At 42.0% G+C, this 23,690-nt stretch carries 24 protein-coding genes and 2 tRNA genes; 14 read left to right on the forward strand and 12 right to left on the reverse strand.

The window, feature by feature from the left end; genetic code table 11:
- The first annotated feature begins 26 nt into the window (after nt 1–26).
- From ACE01R_RS04475 to ACE01R_RS04485, 3 genes are all read left to right on the forward strand, one after another.
- Entirely contained in the window at nt 27–1,019 is a 993-nt protein-coding gene (locus ACE01R_RS04475) for an NAD(P)H-quinone oxidoreductase (RefSeq protein WP_395547566.1), read from the forward strand.
- A 238-nt stretch (nt 1,020–1,257) separates the two neighbouring features.
- Complete coding sequence (locus ACE01R_RS04480; RefSeq protein ID WP_395547568.1) at nt 1,258–1,455, forward strand: hypothetical protein; 198 nt, start codon at nt 1,258–1,260, stop codon at nt 1,453–1,455.
- 141 nt (nt 1,456–1,596) lie between these two features.
- Nucleotides 1,597–2,502: a helix-turn-helix transcriptional regulator gene (locus tag ACE01R_RS04485; protein WP_395547575.1), complete on the forward strand. Its 906-nt coding sequence runs from the start codon at nt 1,597–1,599 to the stop codon at nt 2,500–2,502.
- A 164-nt stretch (nt 2,503–2,666) separates the two neighbouring features.
- Here ACE01R_RS04485 and ACE01R_RS04490 read toward each other — a convergent pair.
- Nucleotides 2,667–2,752, reverse strand: a tRNA-Leu gene (locus ACE01R_RS04490).
- A 12-nt stretch (nt 2,753–2,764) separates the two neighbouring features.
- Nucleotides 2,765–2,838, reverse strand: a tRNA-Cys gene (locus ACE01R_RS04495).
- Between the two features lie 153 nt (nt 2,839–2,991).
- Here ACE01R_RS04495 and folD point away from each other — a divergent pair.
- Together folD and ACE01R_RS04505 are read left to right on the forward strand one after the other, a co-directional pair.
- A complete protein-coding gene (gene folD / locus ACE01R_RS04500) occupies nt 2,992–3,840 on the forward strand; it encodes a bifunctional methylenetetrahydrofolate dehydrogenase/methenyltetrahydrofolate cyclohydrolase FolD (protein WP_395547577.1) in 849 nt (282 codons plus the stop codon).
- A gap of 220 nt (nt 3,841–4,060) precedes the next feature.
- Entirely contained in the window at nt 4,061–4,729 is a 669-nt protein-coding gene (locus tag ACE01R_RS04505) for a class I SAM-dependent methyltransferase (protein ID WP_395547579.1), read from the forward strand.
- A 32-nt stretch (nt 4,730–4,761) separates the two neighbouring features.
- On the opposite strand, the gene ACE01R_RS04510 is transcribed toward ACE01R_RS04505, so the two are convergent.
- The 3 genes from ACE01R_RS04510 to ACE01R_RS04520 form a co-directional block, all read right to left on the reverse strand.
- Nucleotides 4,762–5,190 (reverse strand): hypothetical protein, encoded by a 429-nt coding sequence (locus tag ACE01R_RS04510; RefSeq protein ID WP_395547595.1) that lies wholly within the window; start codon nt 5,188–5,190, stop codon nt 4,762–4,764.
- A gap of 152 nt (nt 5,191–5,342) precedes the next feature.
- On the reverse strand, nt 5,343–5,603 hold the full coding sequence (locus ACE01R_RS04515) for a hypothetical protein (RefSeq protein ID WP_395547616.1): 261 nt from the start codon (nt 5,601–5,603) through the stop codon (nt 5,343–5,345).
- A 36-nt stretch (nt 5,604–5,639) separates the two neighbouring features.
- A complete protein-coding gene (locus ACE01R_RS04520; protein WP_395547623.1) occupies nt 5,640–6,947 on the reverse strand; it encodes an MFS transporter in 1,308 nt (435 codons plus the stop codon).
- Nucleotides 6,948–7,251: 304 nt separating this feature from the next.
- Here ACE01R_RS04520 and glpD point away from each other — a divergent pair, with 304 nt between their 5' ends.
- On the forward strand, nt 7,252–8,772 hold the full coding sequence (glpD, locus tag ACE01R_RS04525; protein ID WP_395547625.1) for a glycerol-3-phosphate dehydrogenase: 1,521 nt from the start codon (nt 7,252–7,254) through the stop codon (nt 8,770–8,772).
- A 97-nt stretch (nt 8,773–8,869) separates the two neighbouring features.
- Here the strand turns inward: glpD and ACE01R_RS04530 are convergent, their stop codons facing one another.
- Nucleotides 8,870–9,235, reverse strand: coding sequence for a hypothetical protein (locus tag ACE01R_RS04530; RefSeq protein WP_395547627.1), 366 nt, complete (start codon nt 9,233–9,235; stop codon nt 8,870–8,872).
- Nucleotides 9,236–9,338: 103 nt separating this feature from the next.
- On the reverse strand, nt 9,339–11,171 hold the full coding sequence (locus tag ACE01R_RS04535; RefSeq protein ID WP_395547629.1) for a phosphoenolpyruvate carboxykinase (GTP): 1,833 nt from the start codon (nt 11,169–11,171) through the stop codon (nt 9,339–9,341).
- Nucleotides 11,172–11,588: 417 nt separating this feature from the next.
- Between ACE01R_RS04535 and ACE01R_RS04540 the strand changes: the two genes are divergently transcribed.
- From ACE01R_RS04540 to groL, 4 genes are all read left to right on the forward strand, one after another.
- Complete coding sequence (locus ACE01R_RS04540) at nt 11,589–12,527, forward strand: diacylglycerol/lipid kinase family protein (RefSeq protein WP_395547631.1); 939 nt, start codon at nt 11,589–11,591, stop codon at nt 12,525–12,527.
- On the forward strand, nt 12,508–13,281 hold the full coding sequence (locus ACE01R_RS04545) for a metallophosphoesterase family protein (RefSeq protein ID WP_395547633.1): 774 nt from the start codon (nt 12,508–12,510) through the stop codon (nt 13,279–13,281). The genes ACE01R_RS04540 and ACE01R_RS04545 overlap by 20 nt, the downstream gene beginning before the upstream one ends.
- A 182-nt stretch (nt 13,282–13,463) precedes the next feature.
- Nucleotides 13,464–13,754: a co-chaperone GroES gene (groES, locus tag ACE01R_RS04550; RefSeq protein ID WP_016167026.1), complete on the forward strand. Its 291-nt coding sequence runs from the start codon at nt 13,464–13,466 to the stop codon at nt 13,752–13,754.
- Between the two features lie 72 nt (nt 13,755–13,826).
- Nucleotides 13,827–15,461: a chaperonin GroEL gene (gene groL / locus ACE01R_RS04555; protein ID WP_395547639.1), complete on the forward strand. Its 1,635-nt coding sequence runs from the start codon at nt 13,827–13,829 to the stop codon at nt 15,459–15,461.
- A gap of 202 nt (nt 15,462–15,663) precedes the next feature.
- Here the strand turns inward: groL and ACE01R_RS04560 are convergent, their stop codons facing one another.
- Entirely contained in the window at nt 15,664–16,152 is a 489-nt protein-coding gene (locus ACE01R_RS04560; RefSeq protein WP_395547680.1) for a copper resistance protein NlpE, read from the reverse strand.
- A gap of 300 nt (nt 16,153–16,452) precedes the next feature.
- On the opposite strand from ACE01R_RS04560, the gene ACE01R_RS04565 reads away from it, so the two are divergent.
- Entirely contained in the window at nt 16,453–17,040 is a 588-nt protein-coding gene (locus ACE01R_RS04565) for a 1-acyl-sn-glycerol-3-phosphate acyltransferase (RefSeq protein WP_395547704.1), read from the forward strand.
- Nucleotides 17,041–17,160: 120 nt separating this feature from the next.
- On the opposite strand, the gene ACE01R_RS04570 is transcribed toward ACE01R_RS04565, so the two are convergent.
- Nucleotides 17,161–17,490, reverse strand: a complete 330-nt coding sequence (locus tag ACE01R_RS04570; RefSeq protein WP_395547750.1) for a hypothetical protein — start codon at nt 17,488–17,490, stop codon at nt 17,161–17,163.
- A 188-nt stretch (nt 17,491–17,678) separates the two neighbouring features.
- Nucleotides 17,679–18,413 carry a sulfite exporter TauE/SafE family protein gene (locus ACE01R_RS04575; protein ID WP_395547783.1) on the reverse strand — a complete coding sequence of 245 codons (735 nt, stop codon included), beginning with the start codon at nt 18,411–18,413 and terminating at the stop codon, nt 17,679–17,681.
- A 243-nt stretch (nt 18,414–18,656) separates the two neighbouring features.
- On the opposite strand from ACE01R_RS04575, the gene ACE01R_RS04580 reads away from it, so the two are divergent.
- Nucleotides 18,657–18,863 carry a hypothetical protein gene (locus ACE01R_RS04580; protein WP_395547999.1) on the forward strand — a complete coding sequence of 69 codons (207 nt, stop codon included), beginning with the start codon at nt 18,657–18,659 and terminating at the stop codon, nt 18,861–18,863.
- Between the two features lie 80 nt (nt 18,864–18,943).
- Here the strand turns inward: ACE01R_RS04580 and rsmD are convergent, their stop codons facing one another.
- Both rsmD and mrdA read right to left on the reverse strand, forming a co-directional pair.
- Entirely contained in the window at nt 18,944–19,501 is a 558-nt protein-coding gene (gene rsmD / locus ACE01R_RS04585; RefSeq protein ID WP_395547811.1) for a 16S rRNA (guanine(966)-N(2))-methyltransferase RsmD, read from the reverse strand.
- A gap of 3 nt (nt 19,502–19,504) precedes the next feature.
- Nucleotides 19,505–21,529 carry a penicillin-binding protein 2 gene (gene mrdA / locus ACE01R_RS04590; protein ID WP_395547813.1) on the reverse strand — a complete coding sequence of 675 codons (2,025 nt, stop codon included), beginning with the start codon at nt 21,527–21,529 and terminating at the stop codon, nt 19,505–19,507.
- 235 nt (nt 21,530–21,764) lie between these two features.
- Here mrdA and ACE01R_RS04595 point away from each other — a divergent pair, with 235 nt between their 5' ends.
- Nucleotides 21,765–22,283 (forward strand): hypothetical protein, encoded by a 519-nt coding sequence (locus ACE01R_RS04595; RefSeq protein ID WP_395548002.1) that lies wholly within the window; start codon nt 21,765–21,767, stop codon nt 22,281–22,283.
- 64 nt (nt 22,284–22,347) lie between these two features.
- Nucleotides 22,348–23,664, forward strand: a complete 1,317-nt coding sequence (locus ACE01R_RS04600; RefSeq protein WP_395547825.1) for a hypothetical protein — start codon at nt 22,348–22,350, stop codon at nt 23,662–23,664.
- The last annotated feature ends 26 nt before the right edge of the window (nt 23,665–23,690 follow it).

The raw sequence follows: 23,690 nt of genomic DNA on the forward strand, positions 1-23,690 counted from the left end.
AGTAATGAATAGATCAGGAAGAAACTATGTCACAAGCGACTATGCAACAAGTCATCATCACTGAACCGGGCGGCGTGGATAAACTCGCTTACGAAACTGTTTCAATACCTGAAGCTAAAGCAGATGAAGTCTTGGTAAAAGTGCATGCATTTGGCATTAACCGCCCAGATATCTTGCAGCGTCAAGGCTTATACCCAATGCCTAAAGGTGTGACACTTGTTCCGGGGCTAGAAGTTGCCGGTATTATTGAATCTGTAGGAAGTGAAGTTACTAAGTTTAAAGTTGGCGACAAAGTCTGTGGCTTAACCAATGGCGGCGGTTATGCGGAATATTGCGTGGTACCTGAAAGCCAAACCTTGAGTATTCCTGAAGGCGTGAGCTTTGTACAGGCTGCGGCTATTCCTGAAACCTTCTTTACCGTGTGGGCAAATGTGTTCCAGATGGGTAAAGCCAAGGCAGGGGAAACTGTACTGGTGCATGGTGGAACGAGCGGGATTGGTACGACTGCTTTGATGCTGTGTAAATCACTTGGCATCAAAACTTTTGCAACTGTAGGCTCGGATGAAAAAGTTGCAGCCATTTCTGATTTAACTATTGCAATCAACTATAAGACTCAAGACTTCGAGCAAGTGATTAACGAGCAAACTGACAATGGTGGTGTCGATGTCATTTTAGATATGGTGGGTGCACCTTATTTAGAGCGTAATTTGAATTTACTTCGCCGTGATGGACGTCTGGTTTATATCGCATTTTTGGGCGGGGCAAAAGCCAAAGAAGTTAAACTGGGTCAAATCATGATGAAGCGGTTGACCATTACCGGTTCAACCATGCGTGCGCGTAACACAGCGGAAAAAGCTGAAATAGCACAAGGCCTGCAAGCAACGGTTGCGCCGCTCTGGGCAAAAGGTGAATGCTTACCTATGATTTATAAAACTTTTAAGTTTGACCAGATTCAAGATGCACATGCCATTATGGATACTGGCGAGCATATCGGAAAGGTTGTGGTTGAAGTTATCTAAACATTCCCGTTTTAAATATTTAAAAGCCAACCCATGTTGGCTTTTATTTTGCATACAATAAAAAATGATAAGTAACTTAAATAAATGTATAGAAAAAAGGTCATAAAGTTTAAAAAATGGTAAAAAATGTCGATTGTTCGACACAACCTGTCAGGACTAGGGAGTAGATTAAACTTTAAGATAATCCGACTAAATTGTTTGGGATTAGGCGAAATATCACGCAATAAGGGGATGTAAAATGAAAATTATATCAACACCATATACCCATGCGCATAGTTTCCGTGCTTTAAAGCGTCTGCATAAAGCGATTATCTGTAATCAGGTGGAGCATTCAAACCTGCATAAATTTTATCAAGCGATGCTTCATTTAGAGCGTTATGTCGAACGTCTTAATGGTAAATGCAAAAAAAGCCGCGTAAAACGGCTGCTTCAATAGCTGTATTAGAACCTCTCTATTAGCCTTAAGTCGAAGGGAATATTTGAAAATTATTTTTTTATTTGGCTGTATAATTTTTTGATAATTAAATAATTTTGCATATTTTTATGTGCTGTGCTGCAAAGCACAAAGAGGGGTTTTATGAAGGATCATCCTTCAACACATGAGCGTCTTGCAGAACGTTTGGCTCGTATATTGACCAAACTCAATGTGGGACATCAGCTGAGCGTGCAAGAATTGGCGCTTGAATTTCGCGTCAGTAGCCGAACCATAGAACGTGATTTTGATCGTTTAAATTCTTATCTTCCACTTATTCAAGACACTAAAACCAAAAAATTTTACCTGGATTCTTCTTATTTCGGGCGCTTTAAATTACAGGATATTCAAAACTTTGCCCAGTTGTCTGGCATTCAGAATCTTTATCCATCTTTAGATATCTCTTTCCTCAGAGAGTTGTTTGATAACCGTGCCAATCTGGTTTTTTCTGCCAAAGGTTACAATTTTGAAGATACCACGCAGTATGCTGAGCATTTCAAATTACTCACTGCAAGTATTCAAAAAAGACAGCAAATTGCCTTGTTTTACCGAGGTCAAATACGGGTTGTAAAACCCTATCGATTAATTCACCATATGGGTAGCTGGTACTTGGCAGCTGTACGCAAGCAAGAACTGCGCGTTTACCGTCTGGGCCGTATTGAGAAAACTATCTGTAGTCATCGACTTTCACCGTTTGAACATGATCAGGCTGTGCTGCAGCAATTAACTGATGAAGATGGTATTTGGTTTCAGCATGAAAAACAGGAAGTCATGTTATCGGTGCATCGAGAGGCTGCAATTTATTTTAAGCAACGCCGGATTTTTCCAGAACAGGTGATTGTAGATGAATCGGAAACAGGGGAATTGCTGATTAGTTGTCAGATTCGACATCAGAAAGAATTGAATCCATTGGTACGTTACTGGATTCCTTATGTGAAAATCGTCAAGCCTGCACATTTGCAGCAAGAATTAGATAATAGTCTGCAAGGCTATTTAAAATGTGCCCAGTAAAAATGAACTCAAGATTTTAAAGTTTTAGCAGGGCTATAGTTAGATACGGATAAGTATTGGACTTAACGCCCTTTAATTTTAGGATATGTCTGCAAGAAATTTCAGGCATAAAAAAACCAGCTTTCGCTGGATCTTTTATTGCACCATTTTAAGAAGTATTAAAATGGTGCCCGAGGCCAGACTCGAACTGGCACGCTTTGTGGGCGGGGGATTTTAAATCCCCTGTGTCTACCGATTTCACCACTCGGGCATTTTACAAGATTGGAGGCGGAGGTCGGAATCGAACCGGCGTACACGGAGTTGCAGTCCGCTGCATGACCACTCTGCCACCCCGCCATCTCTTGTTGCTGCGTATATTATCAAGCCCTGAAAAAAAAACAATAGTAGATTTATGCAGATGTGCAGAAAAGCAGCATATAACGGAAAATATTTAAAATATTCATGTAGAATGTGCGAAATTGATTCATATCAACACTTGGGAGAAGTGCCGTGGCATTAGTATTAGATGGTCGTGCATTGGCAAAGCAAATTGAAGCTGATTTGTTAACTCGCGTAGAAGCGTTAAAAGCAAAATCAGGTCGTACTCCAATCCTTGCGACGATTTTGGTAGGTGACGATGGCGCATCTGCAACTTACGTTCGTATGAAAGGAAATGCTTGCCGCCGTGTCGGTATGGATTCATTGAAAGTTGAACTTCCGAAAGAAACCACGACTGAAGAATTACTGGCTGAAATTGAAAAACTCAATGCCAATCCTGATGTTCACGGTATTCTTTTACAGCACCCAGTGCCTGCTCAAATTGATGAACGTGCGTGCTTTGATGCTATTTCACTGGCTAAAGACGTTGATGGTGTAACTTGTCTTGGTTACGGCCGTATGGCAATGGGCGAAGCGGCTTATGGTTCTGCAACACCAGCAGGTATCATGACGATTTTGAAAGCAAACAACATCGAAATCGCTGGAAAGCATGCGGTTGTGGTTGGCCGCTCTGCAATTTTGGGTAAACCAATGGCTGCAATGTTGCTTGAAGCGAATGCAACGGTAACGATTTGCCATTCACGTACTCAAGATCTTGCTAGCTTCGTTAAGCAAGCGGACATCATTGTGGGTGCAGTAGGTAAAGCTGAACTGATTCAAAAAGACTGGATTAAGCCAGGTGCAGTCGTTGTAGATGCTGGTTTCCATCCACGTGATGGTGGCGGTGTAGGTGATATCCAATTAGTTGGTATTGAAGACGTGGCTTCTGCATATACACCAGTTCCGGGTGGTGTAGGTCCAATGACGATTACGACTTTAATTCGTCAAACTGTTGAAGCTGCAGAAAAAGCTTTGGGTTAATGCCTTTTTTTCCTTCTCTTGCGCCGTATACGGCTTAGGGAGAAGGCTGGGATGAGGGGATTTAAAAAATAATCCTCTCCCTAACCCTCTCCTGAAAGGAGAGGGGAATTCATTATGATAAATAATGAGATACTCCTTCTCCCTTTGGGAGAAGGTTGGGATGAGGGTTTTCCCTCGATTAGACGGATTTCCTTTAATTTAAAACGAATAAAAAATTCCAATGAGCTGTACTTTTCAACTCCCCCAAGCCCCTGAACATCTCCTTCAAGCCCTGCATGAAGTCATTCCACATTGTGAACTGCTTGCACAGCAACTGCCTGAAACACCAATTTCGTTATGGCTGATTCCACCAGTCTTTCCAACCGATCGCTTAGATGATGAAGTGATTTGTCGTATCTGGAACGATACCCCATACTGGATTTTCTGCTGGGCGTCAGGGCTTGCGATGGCACAGTGGTTGCTTGCAGAGCCACATCACGTCAAGGATAAGGTTGTCCTCGACTTTGGTGCGGGTTCAGGCGTTGTTGCCATTGCAGCGAAAATGGCAGGGGCGAAACGGGTGATCTGTTGTGATATCGATCAGGTCAGTTTGGATGCATGTCGCGCCAATGCAGCATTGAATGATGTAGAACTTGAATATCTGGATGATTTATATAAAGCAGAACAGGTTGATGTGCTGTTGGCAGCAGATGTTCTCTATGATCAGTGCAACCGCTTTTTCCTAGATGAATTCCTAAAATTCGCCCCAGAAGTCTGGGTGGCTGACAGCCGGGTGAAAAACTTTAGTCATCCAAACTATGAAAAACTGGATGAGCGAAGTGCGACCACATGGCCAGATCTGGATGAAGCGAAAGAATTTCGTAATGTCAGTTTTTATAAGACGCTATAAATAGCGTCTTATTTCTATCTATCTTGTAGATTCTAAGAGCAGGTATAACGAACCACACTTAAGGTACTTGGACGTGCCTCTAAAGCTTGACGAGTGGCGATATCTTCACTGTTATATAAATCTGGGGTATTGCTCAGACTTATGCTGGTACGACTTTGACCCAGTTGACGGCCATAGTGAGGTGTTTGTATTTCCGGATTGGCAATTTCACTAATGCTGAGAATGGTTAATTTATATTGTTTATTTAAGCCCAATACTTTTTGACAAGCGCGTTGTAATTTCTGTTCATCTACTCTCTGGTTTTGACGAATTGCCAAAGTATAAGCCAAGGTTGCGCTATCCGCAGACTTGCTTTCAATCTGATAGCCGACAGTACCATTGTATTGGCGCGGAGTACTTTGACAGGCAGTCAGTCCAAGCGCAATCAAACCTAAACCTAACAATTTATATCTCTTGTTCATCTTCAAAAGTTCCCGGCGTTATTATTCTATTCAGTATGCCATAAGCCCGATTTTTTAACGATCTTGAAGCGCTGTATATCCCATAAAAAAGCTTTCCAAATGTGACCATTTAGAAAGCTCAGGAGCTGATTATTCAACTTGATTCATTCGATTTAGTCATCGCTAATCATGCTGTGTTTTTTACTGTCTTTCATAAAGATATAGGTCATTAAAGACAAGCCGATCATGAAGGTAATGTAATAGAAGACGTAGTTTTCATGACCGGCATTTTTAAAGCTGAGGGCAACCAGTTCTGCTGTACTACCAAACAGGGTATTGGCAATAGCATAAGGAAGTGCAACAGCCAATGTACGAATATGCGTAGGGAACAGTTTATTTTTTTCAATACTACAGATAAATAAAAAGCCTTTCATATAGAAAGTAGAAAGGCTTTTTAAAATGGCTTTGGATTAATGTTCCTTGATCTGGGAATGATGTTTAGTGTCTTTCATAAAGATATAAACTAGCAACGAGATAAAGATTAAAATCGTGACATAAATAAAGAACCAGGACTCATGTCCGGCTTCTTTAAAGCTTAAGGCAAAAAATTCTGCGGTACCGCCAAACAGGGTGTTGGCGAGAGCATAAGGCAGTGCAACGCCTAAGGCACGGATATGAGCGGGAAATAATTCGGCTTTGACCACTGCATTAATAGAGGTATAACCAGTCACAATCACCAGACCTGCCAGGCAGAGCCAGAATGCTGCCCAGTAGTCATGAGTCTGGCCTAGACGATCAAATATAAAATAGGTAAATAAAACGCCTAATACCCCAAAGGCAATCATGATCGGCTTGCGCCCAACTTTATCTGATAAAGCACCGGCTAATGGTTGTAAGCACATGAAAATGAACAGTGCCAGAGTTGTGATTTGCGTGGCTTCGGGTTTGCTAAATCCAGAGGTATTTACCAAGTATTTTTGCAAGTAAGTGGTATAGCTATAAAAGGCAACAGTACCACCTGCGGTTAAAAATAAAACTGTAAAGGCCTGTTTGGGATAATGTTTAAAGAGGGAAAACATGCTTGATTCGGGCTGGTTTTTATCTTTTTGGGCATTTTTAAAAGACTGGGTTTCGAGCAATCCACGACGGATATAAAACACCACAATGGCCAGGCAAGCCCCAATAAAGAAGGGAATGCGCCAACCCCAGTCATGCAGTTGTTCTTCGGTGAGCACAAACTGCAAAATCAGCAATACACAGAGAGCAGTCAGCTGACCTGCAATCAGGGTGACATACTGAAAGCTTGAGAAAAAGCCACGGCGATTTCTTTCAGCCATTTCACTCAAATAGGTGGCACTGGCACCATATTCACCGCCCACGCTTAAGCCCTGAATGAGTCGGGCAACCACTAAAATAATAGGGGCAAATATGCCAATTTGGTCATGGGTTGGGGAAACTGCAATCATGAGAGAACCAATACACATCAAGGTTACAGAAAGGGTAAGTCCAGATTTACGTCCTTTTTTATCCGAGTAAATACCCATAATCCAGGCACCAATCGGTCGCATTAAAAAGCCGACTGCGAAAATGGCGGCTGCCTGAAGTAATTGTGCTGTCTGGCTGCCTTTGGGGAAGAAAGCATGGGCAAAATATAAGGTAAAAGCAGCATAGACATACCAGTCATACCATTCCACCAGATTACCTGCTGAACCACCAAGAATGGATTTGACCCGTGTTTTGGTATCTAAATTTACTTGAGAAACGTTTTGATCAATCATCTGCACAAGTCCATTTCGCTATCGTTTTTTGATGTTAAACCAATTATCTTAGGGGTATAAGCATATGATTTTTCAGTTTTGTATGAAAAGTGTGCAAAATGAATAGTACAAAAAAGGGTGTGTTTAAAGGAGGCATGGAATCAAATCTCAGAGGTCGGAATAAAGAAATACACACTTTGTTCATTTTGTCTCCATTGAGGTGAACGACAATTATCTGGTGTCCTTTCAGTTTAAATAGTGTTAAGTTTCTTGGTACAACAAGAAATTTAAGTTTGCTGTTTAAGCAGGATTAGAGGAGGTGGACATGCAAGTGAGTCATCCGGTCTATGATGTAGCGGTGATTGGTGGTGGCATCAATGGTGTGGGGATTGCCGTAGATGCTGCAGGTCGAGGTTTGTCGGTTTTTTTATGTGAAAAGGATGATCTTGCCAGCCATACTTCTTCTGCCAGCAGTAAGCTGATTCATGGTGGTTTGCGTTATCTTGAATATAAAGAATTCCGTCTGGTGCATGAAGCTTTAGTAGAGCGGGAAATTCTGTTGGCTAAAGCACCACATATTATTCGTCCCTTACGTTTTATTATGCCGCATCAGCCGCATTTACGTCCTGCATGGCTGATCCGGGCCGGTTTATTTATTTATGATCATCTGGGGAAGCGGAAAAAATTAGCCGCTTCCCGGCATATTCATTTTGATCCGGCCAGCAGTCCTTTAAAAGATGAAATGACGCAAGGTTTTGAATATTCTGATTGTGCTGTAGATGATTCACGTCTGGTGATTTTAAATGCCATGCAGGCACATGAACTGGGCGCCAGGATTGCGACACAAACACGTTGCGTAGCAGCTTACCGCGAACAGGGGTTGTGGACCCTTCAGCTGGAAAATGCACAGGGCAGTTATCAGCTACAGGCAAAAGCCTTGGTCAATGCTGCCGGACCTTGGGTATTCCAGTTTATTGAGCACAATTTAAAGCTAAAATCGCCGCATGGCTTACGTCTTGTTCAAGGCAGTCATATTATCGTGCCTAGAATTTATGAGGGTGATAAAGCTTTCATTCTGCAAAATGATGATCATCGTATTGTTTTTGCCATTCCTTATCTGGAGCAATACACCTTGATTGGTACCACAGATCATGAATATAAGGGCGATCTGGATCAGGTTAAAATCACCTCGCAGGAAGTGGATTATTTGCTGGATGTTTATAATGATCATTTTAAGCATCAGCTAGCAGTTGAAGATATTTTATATACTTATTCAGGTGTGCGGTCTTTGTGTGATGATGAGTCAGACAATCCTTCGGCCATTACCCGGGATTACACTTTGGCGATATCGCATGCGCAGGAAAAGGATGCGCCGTTACTTTCAGTTTTTGGCGGAAAGCTCACCACCTATCGCAAACTGGCAGAGTCAGCAATGGTGCATTTGGCGCCGAGCTTCCCCGACATGCATAAGCCTTGGACTGAAACGGCATTGTTACCGGGTGCGGAAAATTTGGTTTCGGTTGAGTTGTTAATGCAGCAGCTGATGCAGGCTATTGAGGATGTCTCTTTGCCATTGGCTTCGCGCTGGGCACATGCGTATGGCTCAAGGGTATGGACGTTTTTAAAGGATGTTTCCAGCATCAATGAACTGGGTGTAGATTTTGGTCATGGTTTGTTTGCTAGAGAAGTAGATTATCTGGTGGATCAGGAGTGGGCTAGAACCTGTGAGGATATTTTATGGCGCCGAAGCAAACTGGGCTTTCAATTTGGCGATGCTGAAATACAGAAACTGGATCAATATCTTTTAAAATTGCTGATTAAAAGATCGGAAGATACCGCTGCTTAAATTGATGAATCACAAAATAAAAGACCGCCTGAGCGGTCTTTTAGGTGAAGCAAGTTTCAGTTGTTCTCTTTATTGAAGTTCCAGCTGTGGGCTGTACTTAAATTTCAACGCCACCGATTTCTTTACAATTTACCGGCGTATTCCATTTCACTGCAGTACCCCAAACCACTGGACGTACAATACGCCAAGGCCAGAAACCGAATCTTTGGCTGGCGTTGTAGTTAATGACCACGTTACCACCGACTTGATGTGCACGTTCTGCAAAACGTGAATACAGCTCTTCTACGCTGCCATAGGTACCTTTAGCTACTTTAATGCGCTTTTTGATCTGAAACTGGCTAGAGTCTGGCGTGCCTTTGATTGCACAAACGTGAAGAGCAGGCTGTTCTGGTGTTTCAGGTTTGGCCATTGCTAAAGTGGACAGACCGAGCAGGCAAGCACCAAGTGTTAGTGTTTTTAACATGAAATTTCCCCTTTTGTGGTTGTTGTTAAGTTCTAAAGTCTTGTTATTAAAAAACAGTTAAAAAAAAGACCGCACTTGCGGCCTTTTTTTCAATATCTGCTGATTAAGCAGATTTTTTCACAGCATCTAGAAGCTCATTTTGACGAGCTTTAAGTGCTTCTGGTAAGCGTTCACCAAGTTTGTTGAACAATTCAGTGTGGCTTTCAAGTTCTTTGATCCATTGATCTTTGTCTTGAGAAGTCACAAGGTCAAATTGTTCTTTAGTGAAATCAGAACCAGTCCAGTTCAATTGTTCGTAAGTAGGAACAAAACCGATTGGAGTTTCAGTCGCTTCAGCACGACCTTCACAACGATCAATCATCCACTCAAGAACACGCATGTTTTGACCGAAACCAGGCCATACGAAGTTGCCTTCAGCATCACGACGGAACCAGTTTACGTTAAAGATCTTAGGAAGTTTGTTGCCAGCAGCTGCAGCTTTCTCGCCAACTTGCTCACCCATTTCTAACCAGTGAGAGAAGTAGTCAGCCATGTTGTAGCCAGTAAATGGAAGCATCGCAAATGGGTCACGACGTACAACACCTTGTTGACCTACAGCGGCAGCAGTTGTTTCAGAACCCATCGTTGCAGCTTTATATACGCCATCAACCCAGTCGAAAGCTTCAGAAACTAGAGGTACTGTATCTGCACGGCGACCACCGAAGATGAACGCAGAAATTGGAACACCTGCTGGATTTTCCCAGTCAGCATCAATTGAAGGGCATTGACCCGCAGCAACGGTAAAACGTGCATTTGGATGCGCAGCTTTTTCACCAGCAACGTGTGGTTGACCTTTCCAGTTAGTCAGGTTAGCAGGCGCTTCTTTAGTTAGACCTTCCCACCATACTTCACCGTTGTCAGTTACAGCAACGTTGGTATAGATCACGTCGTGGCTTAAAGTCGCCATACAGTTCGGGTTGGTCTTGGTATTTGTACCAGGAGCTACACCGAAGAAACCAGCTTCAGGGTTGATTGCATATAAGCGACCGTCTTCACCTGGTTTGATCCAGGCAATGTCATCACCTACAGTTTCAATTTTCCAGCCTTCGTAACCTGCTGGTGGAATCAACATAGCGAAGTTTGTTTTACCACAAGCAGATGGGAATGCAGCTGCGATGTAGTGTTTTTCGCCTTGTGGGTTAGTCACGCCAAGGATCAGCATATGTTCAGCTAACCAGCCTTGTTGACGACCCATAGAAGAAGCAATACGTAAAGCTAGGCATTTTTTACCCAACAATGCGTTACCGCCGTAACCAGAACCGAATGACCAGATTTCACGAGTTTCTGGATAATGCACGATATATTTTTCTGGGTTGCAAGGCCAAGCAACGTCTTTTTGACCTTCTTCAAGCGGAGCGCCTACAGTGTGGACACATGGTACGAATTCGCCATCAGTACCAAGTACCTCGTAAACAGCTTTACCCATACGAGCCATTTTAGCCATGCTTACTGCTACGTAAGGAGAGTCGGTTAACTCAATACCGATGTGTGCGATATGAGAACCTAAAGGACCCATAGAGAAAGGAACCACGTACATGGTACGTCCTTTCATGCAACCATCAAACAAACCGTTCAGGCGAGCGCGCATTTCAGCAGGTGCTTCCCAGTTGTTTGTCGCACCTGCGTCTTCTTGTTTTTCTGAGCAGATAAATGTGCGACCTTCAACACGAGCAACGTCAGAAGGATCTGAATTGGCCAAGTAAGAACCAGGGTGTTTTTCTGGGTTAAGTGCTTGCATAGTGCCGTTAGCGATCATCAAGTCAATAAGACGTTGATATTCTTCTGCGCTACCGTCACACCATTCAATTTTTGCCGGTTTGGTTAATTTAGCAATCTCTTCCACCCATGCAATAAGCTTAGGGTTACGAACGAATTCTGGTGCGTTCACTTGGGTCATGGTGAGGCCTATCTCAAATATGTACGATTCAAATGTACAAAGTACAATCCAGGCAATGGGATACATCGCCAGGATGAAAATATAAAAAAAAAGTGGCTGTATTAAAGCATAAAATCATAAAAAAAATAAGACTAAAGAAGTAGCTGAAATAGATTGGAATATTAAATGTTTCTTTTTTAAAATTATTAAAAACAATAAGTTAAAACATTGTTCGTTTATTAATTGACCCATTTATTAGTTTTATGAGTGTTATTTATTTAAATTATTTTTTTAAAAAACAATAATTTATTGTTGTTATTTTTGTGGTGATCGATATTGATTTAATAAATGGTGGTAATTTGAATTTTACATAAAGATGCTTTCAATTGTCGATAATTTGGACAAAATTAGAGCAATTGCTTCAAAAAAGTATAGAAAATGTCAGTTTCTGCCAAGCCTTTGTCCCTTATCTATAATGAAAAATCAGGGTTTCATGCAGCCAATAAAGATGAAATCTATGAACAACTTATGACAAATTTAACGGCTTATGGCTATGAAATTCAGGCATTTGAAATCAGTGCTGAAGCAGATTTTAACAGTTTTATGGACAGAATAATCGCTCGCCATCAACAGGCCGAAGAAATTGGTATTGTGGTCGCTGCGGGTGGGGATGGTACACTCAATACGGTGGCAACCAAATTGGTGGGTACCGAGATTCCCATGGGCATTTTCCCCTTGGGAACCTTTAATTATGTTGCACGCTTGCTGAATATTCCGCTTGATCTGCTGAAAGCGGCCGATGTGATAGCGACAGGGAAGATCCGTACCGTCCATGTGGCGCAAATCAATGATCATATCTATTTAAACAACGCCAGCTTGGGGCTTTATCCTTTATTTATACAAAGGCGTGAACTCTATAACCGACGTTTTGGCCGTTTTGCTTTACATGCCTATACTTCAGCTTTAGATGTGCTGATTCGTGATCGCAAAGAACTGAAACTTGAAGTGGAAATTGATGGTAAAAAATATCCGGTGAAAACCCCGCTGATTTTTTTTGGCAATAATCAGCTGCAACTGGCAGAGATGAATTTACGCATTGCCAAATGTGCTGAACTGGGAAAGGTCGCTGGGGTGGTGGTGGCGAAAAGCGATAAACCGACGTTATTTAAAATTTTATGGCAGTTGATTCGAGGCAATCTTGATCATGCGCCAGATGTGTATAGCTTTTCTGCCGACAAGGTGAAAATTCATTCCAAAGCCAAAAAACTGACCCTTGCACTGGATGGTGAAATCGTGGAAATGCAGCCACCTCTTCATATTTCTGTGCGTAAGCATGCATTAAAAGTAATGGTTCCTCATGATTCTACATCTGTCTGATTTACATTTTGGAACGGAAAAACCGGCCTGTATGGCAGCAATCCGTCTATTTTGTCAGCAACACCCTTTGGAGGCTGTAGTTGTGAGTGGGGATTTAACTCAACGCGCCCGTTATAGGCAGTTTTATGACTGCAAACATTTTTTGGAAAGTTTAAATCTTCCATATTTGGTGGTGCCGGGAAATCATGATATTCCGCTATACCATGTCTGGAATCGAATATTCAGTCCTTTTACTCGCTACAAAATTTTCTTTGGCCATATGGAAGCGGTGCTGGAAACTGCGCATTTTTATCTGATTGGGGTGAATAGCATTAGACGACGCTATCACACCCGGGGACATATTTCGCTGGAGCAAATTCAGCAAATTGATCAAAGGCTGATGATGGCTCCCAAGCATAAAATCAAACTCATTGTTGCGCACCAGCCATTTTATACGCCACCGAATGATCCGCATGGGATCAAGGATTGTCCAATGCTGGGGCGTATGGCACTGGAATCATGGAGTCAAAGTGGTTTAAACGGTCTGTTGCATGGGCATCTGCATCAGCCGGCCGTGTATGATCTGAATCAGGTTTACCATTTGGGGGCAACCCATCCTGTGCTCGATATTCATGCCGGAACCGCAACCTCTTACCGTTTACATCGTGGCTTACCGAACAGTTTTAATATCATTTATTCCAATGCCGATGTAGAGCATTATTATTTTAATCAGCAGCAAAAAGAATTTGTGTTAAAAGAAGAAAATGCCGATTAATTGCAGAAACATTGGGTTTGAATAAAAAAAATACAAAAAACTGCAATTTTTTTTTGCTTGCCCCTTGAAGCGGTTTTTTCCATCCCCACAAAAGTGTCATCGAAATTATTTGATGATGACCGATGGAATAACAAAGTCATCATTACTTCACTAATAAAAGACTTAGTCTGATGGAGTTTCCAATGAGCAACATTCGTCCATTACATGATCGCGTAGTTATTCGTCGTGTTGAAGAAGAAACTAAAACTGCTGGCGGTATTTTGCTTCCAGGTTCTGCTGCTGAAAAACCGGCTCAAGGTGAAATCATTGCAGTAGGTAATGGCCAGATTACTGACAACGGTGTACGTGCTTTAGACGTTAAAGTTGGCGACAAAGTATTGTTCGGTACATATGCAGGTACAACTGTAAAAGTACAAGGCGAAGAACTTCTTATTATGAAAGAGTCTGACATTTTAGCTGTGCTTGAAGGTTAATCCTGAGCAAGCAGATTCAGATCTGATTATTTATTCAGCTTATTGAAAATTAAAAAATATTTGGAGTAAACCATGTCAGCTAAAGACGTAAAATTCGGTGATTCAGCTCGCAGCAAAATGATTGCAGGTGTAAACGTACTTGCAGATGCGGTAAAAGTGACTTTAGGTCCTAAAGGCCGTAACGTTGTTATTGACCGTTCTTTCGGTGCGCCACACATCACTAAAGATGGTGTAACTGTCGCTAAAGAAATTTCACTTGCAGACAAATTTGAGAACATGGGTGCTCAACTGGTTCGTGAAGTCTCTTCAAAAACCAATGACATCGCAGGTGACGGTACAACAACTGCAACTGTATTGGCTCAAGCAATCTTGAATGAAGGTATCAAGTCAGTGACTGCGGGTATGAACCCAATGGACTTGAAACGTGGTATCGACCTTGCAGTGAAAGCGGTTGTTGAAAACATCAAAGCCACTGCTAAACCAGCTTCTGACACTAAAGCCATTGAACAAGTCGGTTCGATCTCTGCTAACTCTGATACCACTGTGGGTAAACTGATTGCACAAGCAATGGAACGCGTTGGTAAAGAAGGCGTGATCACTGTTGAAGAAGGTTCAGGCTTTGAAGATGCGTTGGATGTAGTTGAAGGTATGCAGTTTGACCGCGGTTATATCAGCCCGTACTTTGCAAACAAACAAGACACTTTAACTGCAGAACTTGAAAATCCGTTCATTCTTCTTGTTGATAAAAAAATCAGCAATATCCGTGAATTGATTACTGTATTGGAAGCAGTTGCTAAAACGGGCAAACCACTTCTTATCATCGCTGAAGATGTTGAAGGTGAAGCGTTGGCTACGCTTGTAGTAAACAACATGCGCGGCATCATTAAAGTATGTGCGGTTAAAGCGCCTGGTTTTGGTGACCGTCGTAAAGCAATGCTGCAAGATATCGCAATCTTGACTGGTGCTACTGTTATTTCTGAAGAAGTAGGCATGTCTTTAGAACAGGCAACGCTTCAAGACTTGGGTACTGCACATAAAATCACAGTTTCTAAAGAAAACACTGTGATTGTTGATGGTGCCGGTGATGCTAACCAAATCGCTGAACGCGTTCAACAAATCCGTGCGCAAATTGAAGAATCTACGTCTGAATACGACAAAGAAAAACTTCAAGAACGCGTAGCAAAACTTGCTGGCGGTGTTGCAGTCATCAAAATTGGTGCAGCAACTGAAGTTGAAATGAAAGAGAAAAAAGACCGTGTTGACGATGCACTTCATGCAACACGTGCTGCAGTTGAAGAAGGTGTAGTTGCGGGTGGTGGTGTTGCGCTTGTACGTGCAGCTTCTGCGCTTACTGATGTAACTGGTGCCAATGATGACCAAAATGTAGGTATCAACATTTTACGTCGCGCGATTGAAGCTCCGCTTCGTCAAATCGTAGCGAATGCGGGTGATGAACCATCTGTAGTCATCAACGCTGTGAAAAATGGCGAAGGTAACTTCGGTTATAATGCTGCAACTGGTGAATATGGCGATATGCTTGAAATGGGTATCCTTGACCCTGCAAAAGTAACACGTTCTGCACTTGAACATGCTGCATCTGTAGCTGCTTTAATGTTAACGACTGAATGCATGATCACAGATATCCCAGAAGACAAACCTGCTATGCCTGATATGGGCGGCATGGGTGGAATGGGCGGTATGATGTAATTCATACTGATCATCCGATCTTAAAAAAATCCCCGCAAAAGCGGGGATTTTTTTATTTAATTTCTATTCATATCATGAATGTGCTTTGTTTAGCTCATCAGCTTCATTTTCTACTCTAAAACCCCTTAACCAAAAGATTTGCAATTAATAAGCCTATTTTTCAGGTTTTTAAATTGCCTAAAGTCAGATATTCAAATAGAAATTATTTCAGATCTTTCTGCAACTTATAATTCAGTTTGGAATCAATTACTTTTCCAGAATTTATATCACGTGCTTCAACAAAATTTTCACCAACAAAGAATTTACGATTTTCTCCCGCTTGGTCCAGGCTAATGATAGAGGGATTATCTGCATCAAAGCTAAAAGAGCCTTTTACCTTAAATTCATTCGTTTTACCCTTGCCTAAATATTCTTCTGTTAATTCATAGGTTTTGTCTGCTTTTAATTCCAGTTCTGTTTCAATACCTTCGCAGTCAGCGCAGGGGAAAACACCCTTATATTCTCCAGCCCAATCCAGCGCTGTTTCTGCGCTATCTCCTGTAGCTTTAGCAGTTGTGGCAGATGGTGGTGTTGTGGATTGAGTCATGGGTTGATCAGGTGCTGTATTGCTGTCATGAGTATCGGTATTGGGTTTGCTACATCCAGCAAAAGCCAAGGTACTCAGTGACAGAATGAAGATTATTTTTTTCACGATATTGTTCCTTTTAGCCAATACAGTTTTAAAACTATATAAAAATGCAGATTAATTAAATATTTATCTTGTTATTGCTTTGTTATGTCTATTTTTGTGAATTCTAATATGAACTAAGACTTGAGAGCATCCACAATGAGGAGATATCGACAACAATAAAACAGCAAATTTCACATTTTTTATTTGAACTTGAAAGTTATACATTTATATATTAATTGGTTATTTATTGCACATACCGCACTTTTATATTTCAGCGACCTTGTTAGAATTTGCGCACTTGATTAGGTGGTGGTGCGGTAAGTGTTTGAGAAATTAGCTGAACAAAGTTTAGGAATGATGGGCTGGGAAATCGATAATCATTGGCCGCTTGATTTGGATCAATGTGTCATGATTGCTGCACCGCACACCAGCAATTGGGATGCCTTATATGCACGTCTGGCGCTCAAGGCACTCGGGGTGAATGTTCGTTTAACTATCAAAGACAGTTATATGAAATTTCCTTTTGGTCCATTTGTACGTGCAATGGGCGGAATCGGGATTGACCGCACAGCGAAAAAAGAAGGTGAGCCACGCCCAAGTATGGTGCAAGTGATGACGGATTTATTTAAAACCCATCCAAAACTGGTGATGCTGGTTACACCGGAAGCAACACGTGCCAAACGGGAACAATGGAAAACCGGTTTCTACCATGTGGCGATCAATGCAGGTGTGCCGATTGCATTGGCTTATATGGACTATGCCAAGAAGAAAACCGGGGTAGGTAAAATTGTTTATCCTACGGGCGATTATGAAAAAGACATGGCTGAAATTATGGCATTTTATGCGCAAATCAATGCTAAATTTCCAGAACAGTTTAGCGTGGATACACGTTATTACCATGAAGCCTAACTAAAAAGACAGGGTTTCTCTGTCTGATTTTCAAGAGGAGCCAAGATGCGCAAATAGCAACATCTTGGGTCGCTGCCTATGTTTGGTGAGTTGTATTGAATTCACCTTCGCTGGAAGAAATTATCGATTTTGTGCTGGGTTAATCCCGCCTAAATGCAGACAAGCTTCCTGATAAATAAAATATTGCTCCTCAATCACTTCTGTTAATGGGACATTAAATAGCTCGTCCCCATCTTTATAGCTTTGTACATAAAATTCAGCTTTTTGGCGGCTAGAAGCAAGTGCCTGTTCATGATAAGAAGTAATAGAACTATGTGCCATTTGTGCAGTTTCAATTTTATTGCACTGAAAATCTGCAAGCATTTTTTCTGCATGTTTAACTTCATGGGAAGTGGTGAGGGAACAGCCAGAGAGAAGAATAATTCCTGCTAATAAAATCAAGGTTTTCATTTCTAGGAAAATTGATGATGGGGTTAAGTTATTGTATAAAGTTTTCCTTTAGATAAATTTGATCTGCCCGGCTGATTGGATATTTTTTGTCTAAATGAGATTTACGGTGCTTTTGTCCAGTGGTTATAGATAAATGAGGTGGAAAAATCTCAACATATGAATTTGATTTTTTGGGCAAGCCAGTAGCATTACAGCAGTGTATTGAAAATTAAGAAACAGCCAGATGCAAATAACAGACTTAAAACAGTATGCTTAAATTGTGTTTCCGAAATTTTATAAAATAATTTTGCCCCTAAAATGGCGGGAAAACTGACACTGATCAGCAAAATTGCCATATAAGGCCAGAGCTGGATTTCTAGCGTGCCTTGCAGTAAATAGGCCAGTAGGGTAAAGAGCTGAATGCCAAAATTAAAATGTCGTAAAACGTAACGTTGTTGCTGTTTGGAGAGATTTTTCAGCATCACCCAGGCAGATGGCAAGGAACCGCAAAATCCGCCTAAACCACCCAGGATTCCGCCGATAAATCCAATCAGGCTGTCTGCCAGTTTTCCCGATTGTTGCAGACGGGGAAATGCCGGATGGAAAAACATCACCGGACACCACACCACCAAAAAAATGCCTAAAATGACTTTAAAGGTTTCAGGTTGAATAATATGCAATAAATATGTGCCTAAAGGTACGCCAATGAGTCCGGCAATTAAATAAGGCAACACCAGGGTTTTATGCAGATGAGGATGCTTCTGTTCATTGGATAACGAAATGATATGGCTCCATACCGAAGCAAAGACCACCAAGGGTGCAGCAATTTGCGGAGGCAGGGCCCAGACCCAGAATGACATGGCGATTAGGGCAAAAGCAAAGCCGGTCAGTCCCTGGACAAAACCTGCGACCATTGCCCCAAGAATAAATAACAGCCAAGTCATAGCGTTCTGTACAGAAGAAAAGTCAGTAGTATTCAAAAGTTGAGTCAAAAAGCCAAGCGTGTATTTAGCAGTATTTCTGCAAATCTAAGGAGAACTTTTGCTAAAAGCATTGGATGAAATATGGATTGAATATTTTTGTGATAAATAAAAAACAATAAATGACTACAAGAGAGTAACAATGACTTCGTTTGCTCTACATTAAATCATTTGATACTGATGTCGTGCAGTAAAGAGGTGATGAACATGATGAAAAAAGTGATCTTACTTTCTGTATTGGCAGTGTCAATAACTGGCTGTGTCCTCGATCCTTATTATGATGATGATTATCGTGGTCATCGGGATCGCAACGGACATTATGACCGAGACCATGGTGATCGAGACTGGAAAGATAGAGACCATAGGGATTGGAAGCATGACAGAGGTGACCGGGATTGGCGCTATAGTCGTTAATAGATCTATTCCCGATCTGAAATTGGCATACTACATTTGACAAAAAAGGATTCCATGCAGGAGTCCTTTTTTATTTTTAATCAGGGTGCATTTTTTTGATACAGCCCTGCACGAACAGTTCCCGCCTTGCTTTGTTTAATCTGTTGCCAGGAAGCGGGAAGTTTAAGCTGGCTTAATTCACGATCGGCCTCAACATATATAAATGCCCGGTCTTTAATGAGCGGGTCGGCAAGCTGAGCCAGTTCTTCCCATAAATCCAAACTATAAGGCGGATCTAAGAAGACCAGATCAAAGGATTGTTTCAGGCTAGGTAAAGTTTGTTGTGCAGTGGCTACTTTCAGTTTGGCATGTTGACTGGTCACTTTCAGTAACTGCAAATTGTTGGTTAAAAAAGCAGCTTGTGTACGATTCGGTTCAATCATCACCACCTGTGCTGCACCACGTGATAAAGCTTCAAAACTTAAGGCACCTGAGCCGGCACAAATATCGAGAACCTGTGCATTTTGAATATCCCACATCAGCCAGTTAAACAAAGTTTCACGGACACGGTCGGGCGTAGGGCGTAAACCTTCAATACTGGCAAAGGGAAGCTGACGGCGTTTCCATTCACCGCCAATAATACGGAGTTGATTTTTCATAGCTCAGTCACCTTCAACTTCTGCGGGTTGTGCACTTGATGCAGCTTGAGTTGCGTGCTGGGTCGCTGCTGCTGTTGTATTGGCTTGAGCAGTGGTCGCCGTGCTCAGTGGTGCCGTGCCACTTGGCAATTCACCCGGTTTGATGCCTGCGGTCATTAAGCCGCCACTCATTTGATGAGCTGCCGGGCGAATTGGATTCTTTTTACGGGTATATAACCAATAATCAAACATAGGGCGAGCCAATTGGGCTGCGGAACCACCGTGTTTACCATTTTCCCAAACCACCGCAACCGCAATTTCAGGATTTTCAGCCGGGGCAAAACCGACAAATAAACCATGGTCAAGTTGACGCTCGGTTAATAATGCTTCGTTGTATTTTTTACCCTGGGCAATACTTTTTACCTGTGCAGTCCCGGTTTTCCCTGCAATATGATATAGCGGGGTACGAATGCCACGTCCTGTACCAGATTCGATGACATCAACCATGGCATCGCGCATTTTGATCCAGTCTTCAGGTTTACCGTTAAACTGGATTTTTCCATCTGGTGCATTATGCATTTTAAAAGGTTTGGCACCGTGACTTTCACGCAGTACATGTGGGGTAATATGCGCACCTTGATTTGCCGTAATCGCGGTAGCCATGGCCAGTTGTAAAGGTGTTGCAGTAAAAGCACCTTGCCCAATACTGACGGAAATGGTTTCACCTTTCAGCCATTTACTGTTACGGGTACGCATTTTCCAGTCGGGGTTTGGATACAGGCCTGTACTTTCGCTGGGTAAATCCACCCCAGTTTTTTCACTAAAACCAAATTGGCGCATCCAGGCATTCATTTTTTCAATGCCCATACGATAAGACAGGATATAAAAGTAAGTATCACAAGATACCACCTGAGCTTTATGCATATTTACAGCACCATGACCGGATTTTTTATGGTCACGGAAGCGGTGACTGTCACCCGGTAAGGTGAAATAGCCTGGATCAGAAATGGCCGTCGCCCAATCGACATAGCCGTAATGAATACCGCCTAAACCGAACATTGGCTTAATGGTGGAACCGGGAGGATAGGCCCCTTGCACGGCACGGTTATAAAGTGGCTGGTCAAGATTGTCGCGCAGGGCGCTATAGTCGGTATTGCTAATCCCGGTCACAAATAAATTCGGGTTAAAACTTGGACTGGAAACCAGTGCCAGAATTTCACCTGTTTTGGGATTCAGCGCCACAATGGCACCACGACGCCCGGCCAGTTGCTCGGTTGCTGTTACTTGTAAGCCATAGTCAATTGAAAGGTATAAGTCATTTCCACGTACAGGCTCTTTACGACCTAAATTGCGTAATACATTACCATGAGCATCGGCTTCTACAGATTCATTGCCGGGCAAGCCATGCAACAGATCTTCATAAGATTTTTCCACCCCAATTTTACCAATCAGGTTGGTACCGGCATATAAGTCTTTATCAATCGATTTTAATTCTTTGTCGTTAATACGCCCTACATAACCAATCACATGCGCAAACAATTCGCCATGCGGATAGTAGCGGGTCATCTGGGTTTCAATATTCACCCCAGGGAACTGAAATTTGACTTCGCTAAATCTGGCAATATCGGTTTCGTTTAAATTTAATTTTATTGATACACGTTCAGTTTTTTTAGAGGTTTTAATCCGGCTGCTAAAACGGTCGATGTCTTCTTGCGTCAGGCTTAAGATGGGAGTTAAACGCTTTATGGTGTCGTCAATGTCTTGCACATCGGCCCGAGACATGGTTGCGGAAAAGACCGGATAATTATCTGCCAGCAAAACACCGTTACGGTCGTAGATATAGCCGCGTGCAGGTGCCAAAGGTTGTAGCCGGATACGGTTCTGGTCTGAAGCAGTTGAAAATTCATTAAAATGCGCAATTTGCAGATAGGCATAACGCGCAACAAGAAGGAGCAGAAAGAATGCCACGATCCCGATAGAGATAAACACCCGATTGCGATAAATGCGCTTTTCTTGTTGAACATTTTTTAAAGGAAAGTGCTGCTTCATACGCGATCGACTTACATCTAGGGGAGTTAAAAAATCCGGTGGCACATTCTAACGCAAGTCTGGTTTTTTTGATATTTGTTCTGCTGAACTGTTGGGCTGGTTTAGCTTAAACTTTGACTTTACAGACATTAAAATTGTAAAGTGAAGTATATAAGAGTTCTCATAATTCTGCTAAAGTCAAAATTCAAAAAAGGACTGTATTAAAAAATAAAATTTAGGGACAACGATGAAAATAATCACAAAAGTGTATCCTTTGCTGGCTTTTTTTGCGCTGGCAAATATTGCCCATGCAGAAGACAATCCATATTCACCTGAAGCGAAATTGACATCAGAAAGTGCTAAAACATGGAATGTCGGAGCTGGATTTACCAAAAAACTTCTTCATTTAAATGCAGAATGGGTTAATCCTTATGGCATCGCTTATGCAAAAGCGGGTGTATTTTATAATGATGACTATAATGCGGGTGGTCAGGTCGGGTTTCGTTATCCTTACTATCTGACTGGAAAAGATAAAAACGGTTACTACATTGGTGTCTATGCAGGGCATCTGGAAAGTAAAAAAATCGACAATGAATATGAAGCAAGACTGGGTGCTGGTATAGATTTAGCATATGTATTGCTCAGTAAAGAACGGATTAGCAGTTTTAGTATCGGGATTGGTGCTGGTGAGAAGATGGAAGATCAAAATGGCAACGTGGTTGCAGAAACAGAACCCATGCTACAATTTTCCTATACTCTAAGTATCGGTTTATAGTCAGAATAGTCAGTTTTTACAATTAAGTATTTTGTGATTAAAAAATTAAATATGGATATCGTGCATGTTTGAGTACGTCAACGAATTGTGGCAAACCTTCTTGAATCGCCCTGATTTCTGGGCAGTACTTAGCATCATTCCTGTGACAGCTTTTGTAACTTGGGCGCATGTGTGGATGGCGCTGAAAATGGTATTTTATCCCTTGACGTTTTGGGGATTCCATTTAGGGCCACTTCCTGTTGGTTGGCAGGGCATTGTGCCACGTAAAGCCGGTCGCATTTCTGGGATTATTACAGATAATACCTTGTCGAAATTGGGCTCTTTGCGTGAATTTCTGGATGCCATGGATCCGGAAGATATGGCACGGATCATCGGTGAGCAGGTCGGTTTTGAACTTGAACATCTGATTGATGAAATGATGATTGACCGTAATGCGGTACTTTGGGAAAACTTGCCCTATTCAATTAAACGCCGTATTTATTCACAAGCCCATAAACAGCTGCCGGGTATTTTAAGGGAATTGGTGACTGAGCTGACCATGAACGTCGAGTCACTTGTAGATATGCGTGAAATGGTGGTTCGCCAAATGGAAGGTGATCGCCGTTTAATGGTGAATATGTTCCTTAAAGTAGGTCAAAAAGAGATCAACTTTATTTGGCATATTAGTGCGTTAATCGGGATGTTCTTCGGTATATTCCAGATGATCGTCTGGTTTGTCGTACCTTGGCATTGGACAGTTCCGTTCTGGGCAGCGGTTTGGGGTTTTCTGACCAACTGGATTGCCATCTGGATGGTATTCAATCCGCTGGAACCGCATTATATCCGCTATCCACAGTTTTTTTCGCGTACAGAAAGTCGCAAGTTCCCGTGGATAAAACCGGTGATTCCGCGTATTGGCACCTATAATATTCAGGGTGCATTTATGAAACGTCAGGATGAAGTTTCCGATGTTTTTGCGCGGGTGGTCACAGAAGACCTAATTACGTTAAAATCCATTATGACTGAAATGATGTATGGCGGGAAGAAAGACAAAACTCGCCGTATTGTGAAACGTCATATTAATGAAATTATGGAAACTCCGATTGTTCGGACCTCTTTGCAGTTGTCTTTAGGGCCAAAAGAGTACGCAAAACTCAAGACGGACTTGATCGATCGCTCGATTGAAATTACGATGGTGCCTGTATGCGACCCGGCCTTCAATGCGAGCCGTGCACAGAAAATCTATCAAATGTTTAGAGACCGTATTCGCGAGTTGACGCCAAGAGAGTTTCAGAATTTATTGCGTCCTGCCTTTCAGGAAGATGAATGGATTCTGATTGTCTTGGGTGGCGTAACCGGATTTATAGCGGGTACAATACATTTGTTTGTGGCTTTCTTATAATTAGATGCTGGACTACATGACGAATA

Origin of the sequence: Acinetobacter sp. BSP-28 (assembly GCF_044130285.1) — a bacterium.
Classification (GTDB): Bacteria; Pseudomonadota; Gammaproteobacteria; order Pseudomonadales; family Moraxellaceae; genus Acinetobacter.

What these genes read in the sequence shown, in the direction of transcription:
- ACE01R_RS04475 (WP_395547566.1), top strand. Translation starts at nt 27, where the DNA reads ATGTCACAAGCGACTATGCAACAAGTCATCATCACTGAACCGGGCGGC.
- ACE01R_RS04480 (WP_395547568.1), top strand. Translation starts at nt 1,258, where the DNA reads ATGAAAATTATATCAACACCATATACCCATGCGCATAGTTTCCGTGCT.
- ACE01R_RS04485 (WP_395547575.1), top strand. Translation starts at nt 1,597, where the DNA reads ATGAAGGATCATCCTTCAACACATGAGCGTCTTGCAGAACGTTTGGCT.
- ACE01R_RS04505 (WP_395547579.1), top strand. Translation starts at nt 4,061, where the DNA reads ATGAGCTGTACTTTTCAACTCCCCCAAGCCCCTGAACATCTCCTTCAA.
- ACE01R_RS04510 (WP_395547595.1), bottom strand. Translation starts at nt 5,190, where the DNA reads ATGAACAAGAGATATAAATTGTTAGGTTTAGGTTTGATTGCGCTTGGA.
- ACE01R_RS04515 (WP_395547616.1), bottom strand. Translation starts at nt 5,603, where the DNA reads ATGAAAGGCTTTTTATTTATCTGTAGTATTGAAAAAAATAAACTGTTC.
- ACE01R_RS04520 (WP_395547623.1), bottom strand. Translation starts at nt 6,947, where the DNA reads ATGATTGATCAAAACGTTTCTCAAGTAAATTTAGATACCAAAACACGG.
- glpD (WP_395547625.1), top strand. Translation starts at nt 7,252, where the DNA reads ATGCAAGTGAGTCATCCGGTCTATGATGTAGCGGTGATTGGTGGTGGC.
- ACE01R_RS04530 (WP_395547627.1), bottom strand. Translation starts at nt 9,235, where the DNA reads ATGTTAAAAACACTAACACTTGGTGCTTGCCTGCTCGGTCTGTCCACT.
- ACE01R_RS04535 (WP_395547629.1), bottom strand. Translation starts at nt 11,171, where the DNA reads ATGACCCAAGTGAACGCACCAGAATTCGTTCGTAACCCTAAGCTTATT.
- ACE01R_RS04540 (WP_395547631.1), top strand. Translation starts at nt 11,589, where the DNA reads ATGTCAGTTTCTGCCAAGCCTTTGTCCCTTATCTATAATGAAAAATCA.
- ACE01R_RS04545 (WP_395547633.1), top strand. Translation starts at nt 12,508, where the DNA reads ATGATTCTACATCTGTCTGATTTACATTTTGGAACGGAAAAACCGGCC.
- groES (WP_016167026.1), top strand. Translation starts at nt 13,464, where the DNA reads ATGAGCAACATTCGTCCATTACATGATCGCGTAGTTATTCGTCGTGTT.
- groL (WP_395547639.1), top strand. Translation starts at nt 13,827, where the DNA reads ATGTCAGCTAAAGACGTAAAATTCGGTGATTCAGCTCGCAGCAAAATG.
- ACE01R_RS04570 (WP_395547750.1), bottom strand. Translation starts at nt 17,490, where the DNA reads ATGAAAACCTTGATTTTATTAGCAGGAATTATTCTTCTCTCTGGCTGT.
- ACE01R_RS04575 (WP_395547783.1), bottom strand. Translation starts at nt 18,413, where the DNA reads ATGACTTGGCTGTTATTTATTCTTGGGGCAATGGTCGCAGGTTTTGTC.
- ACE01R_RS04580 (WP_395547999.1), top strand. Translation starts at nt 18,657, where the DNA reads ATGATGAAAAAAGTGATCTTACTTTCTGTATTGGCAGTGTCAATAACT.
- rsmD (WP_395547811.1), bottom strand. Translation starts at nt 19,501, where the DNA reads ATGAAAAATCAACTCCGTATTATTGGCGGTGAATGGAAACGCCGTCAG.
- mrdA (WP_395547813.1), bottom strand. Translation starts at nt 21,529, where the DNA reads ATGAAGCAGCACTTTCCTTTAAAAAATGTTCAACAAGAAAAGCGCATT.
- ACE01R_RS04600 (WP_395547825.1), top strand. Translation starts at nt 22,348, where the DNA reads ATGTTTGAGTACGTCAACGAATTGTGGCAAACCTTCTTGAATCGCCCT.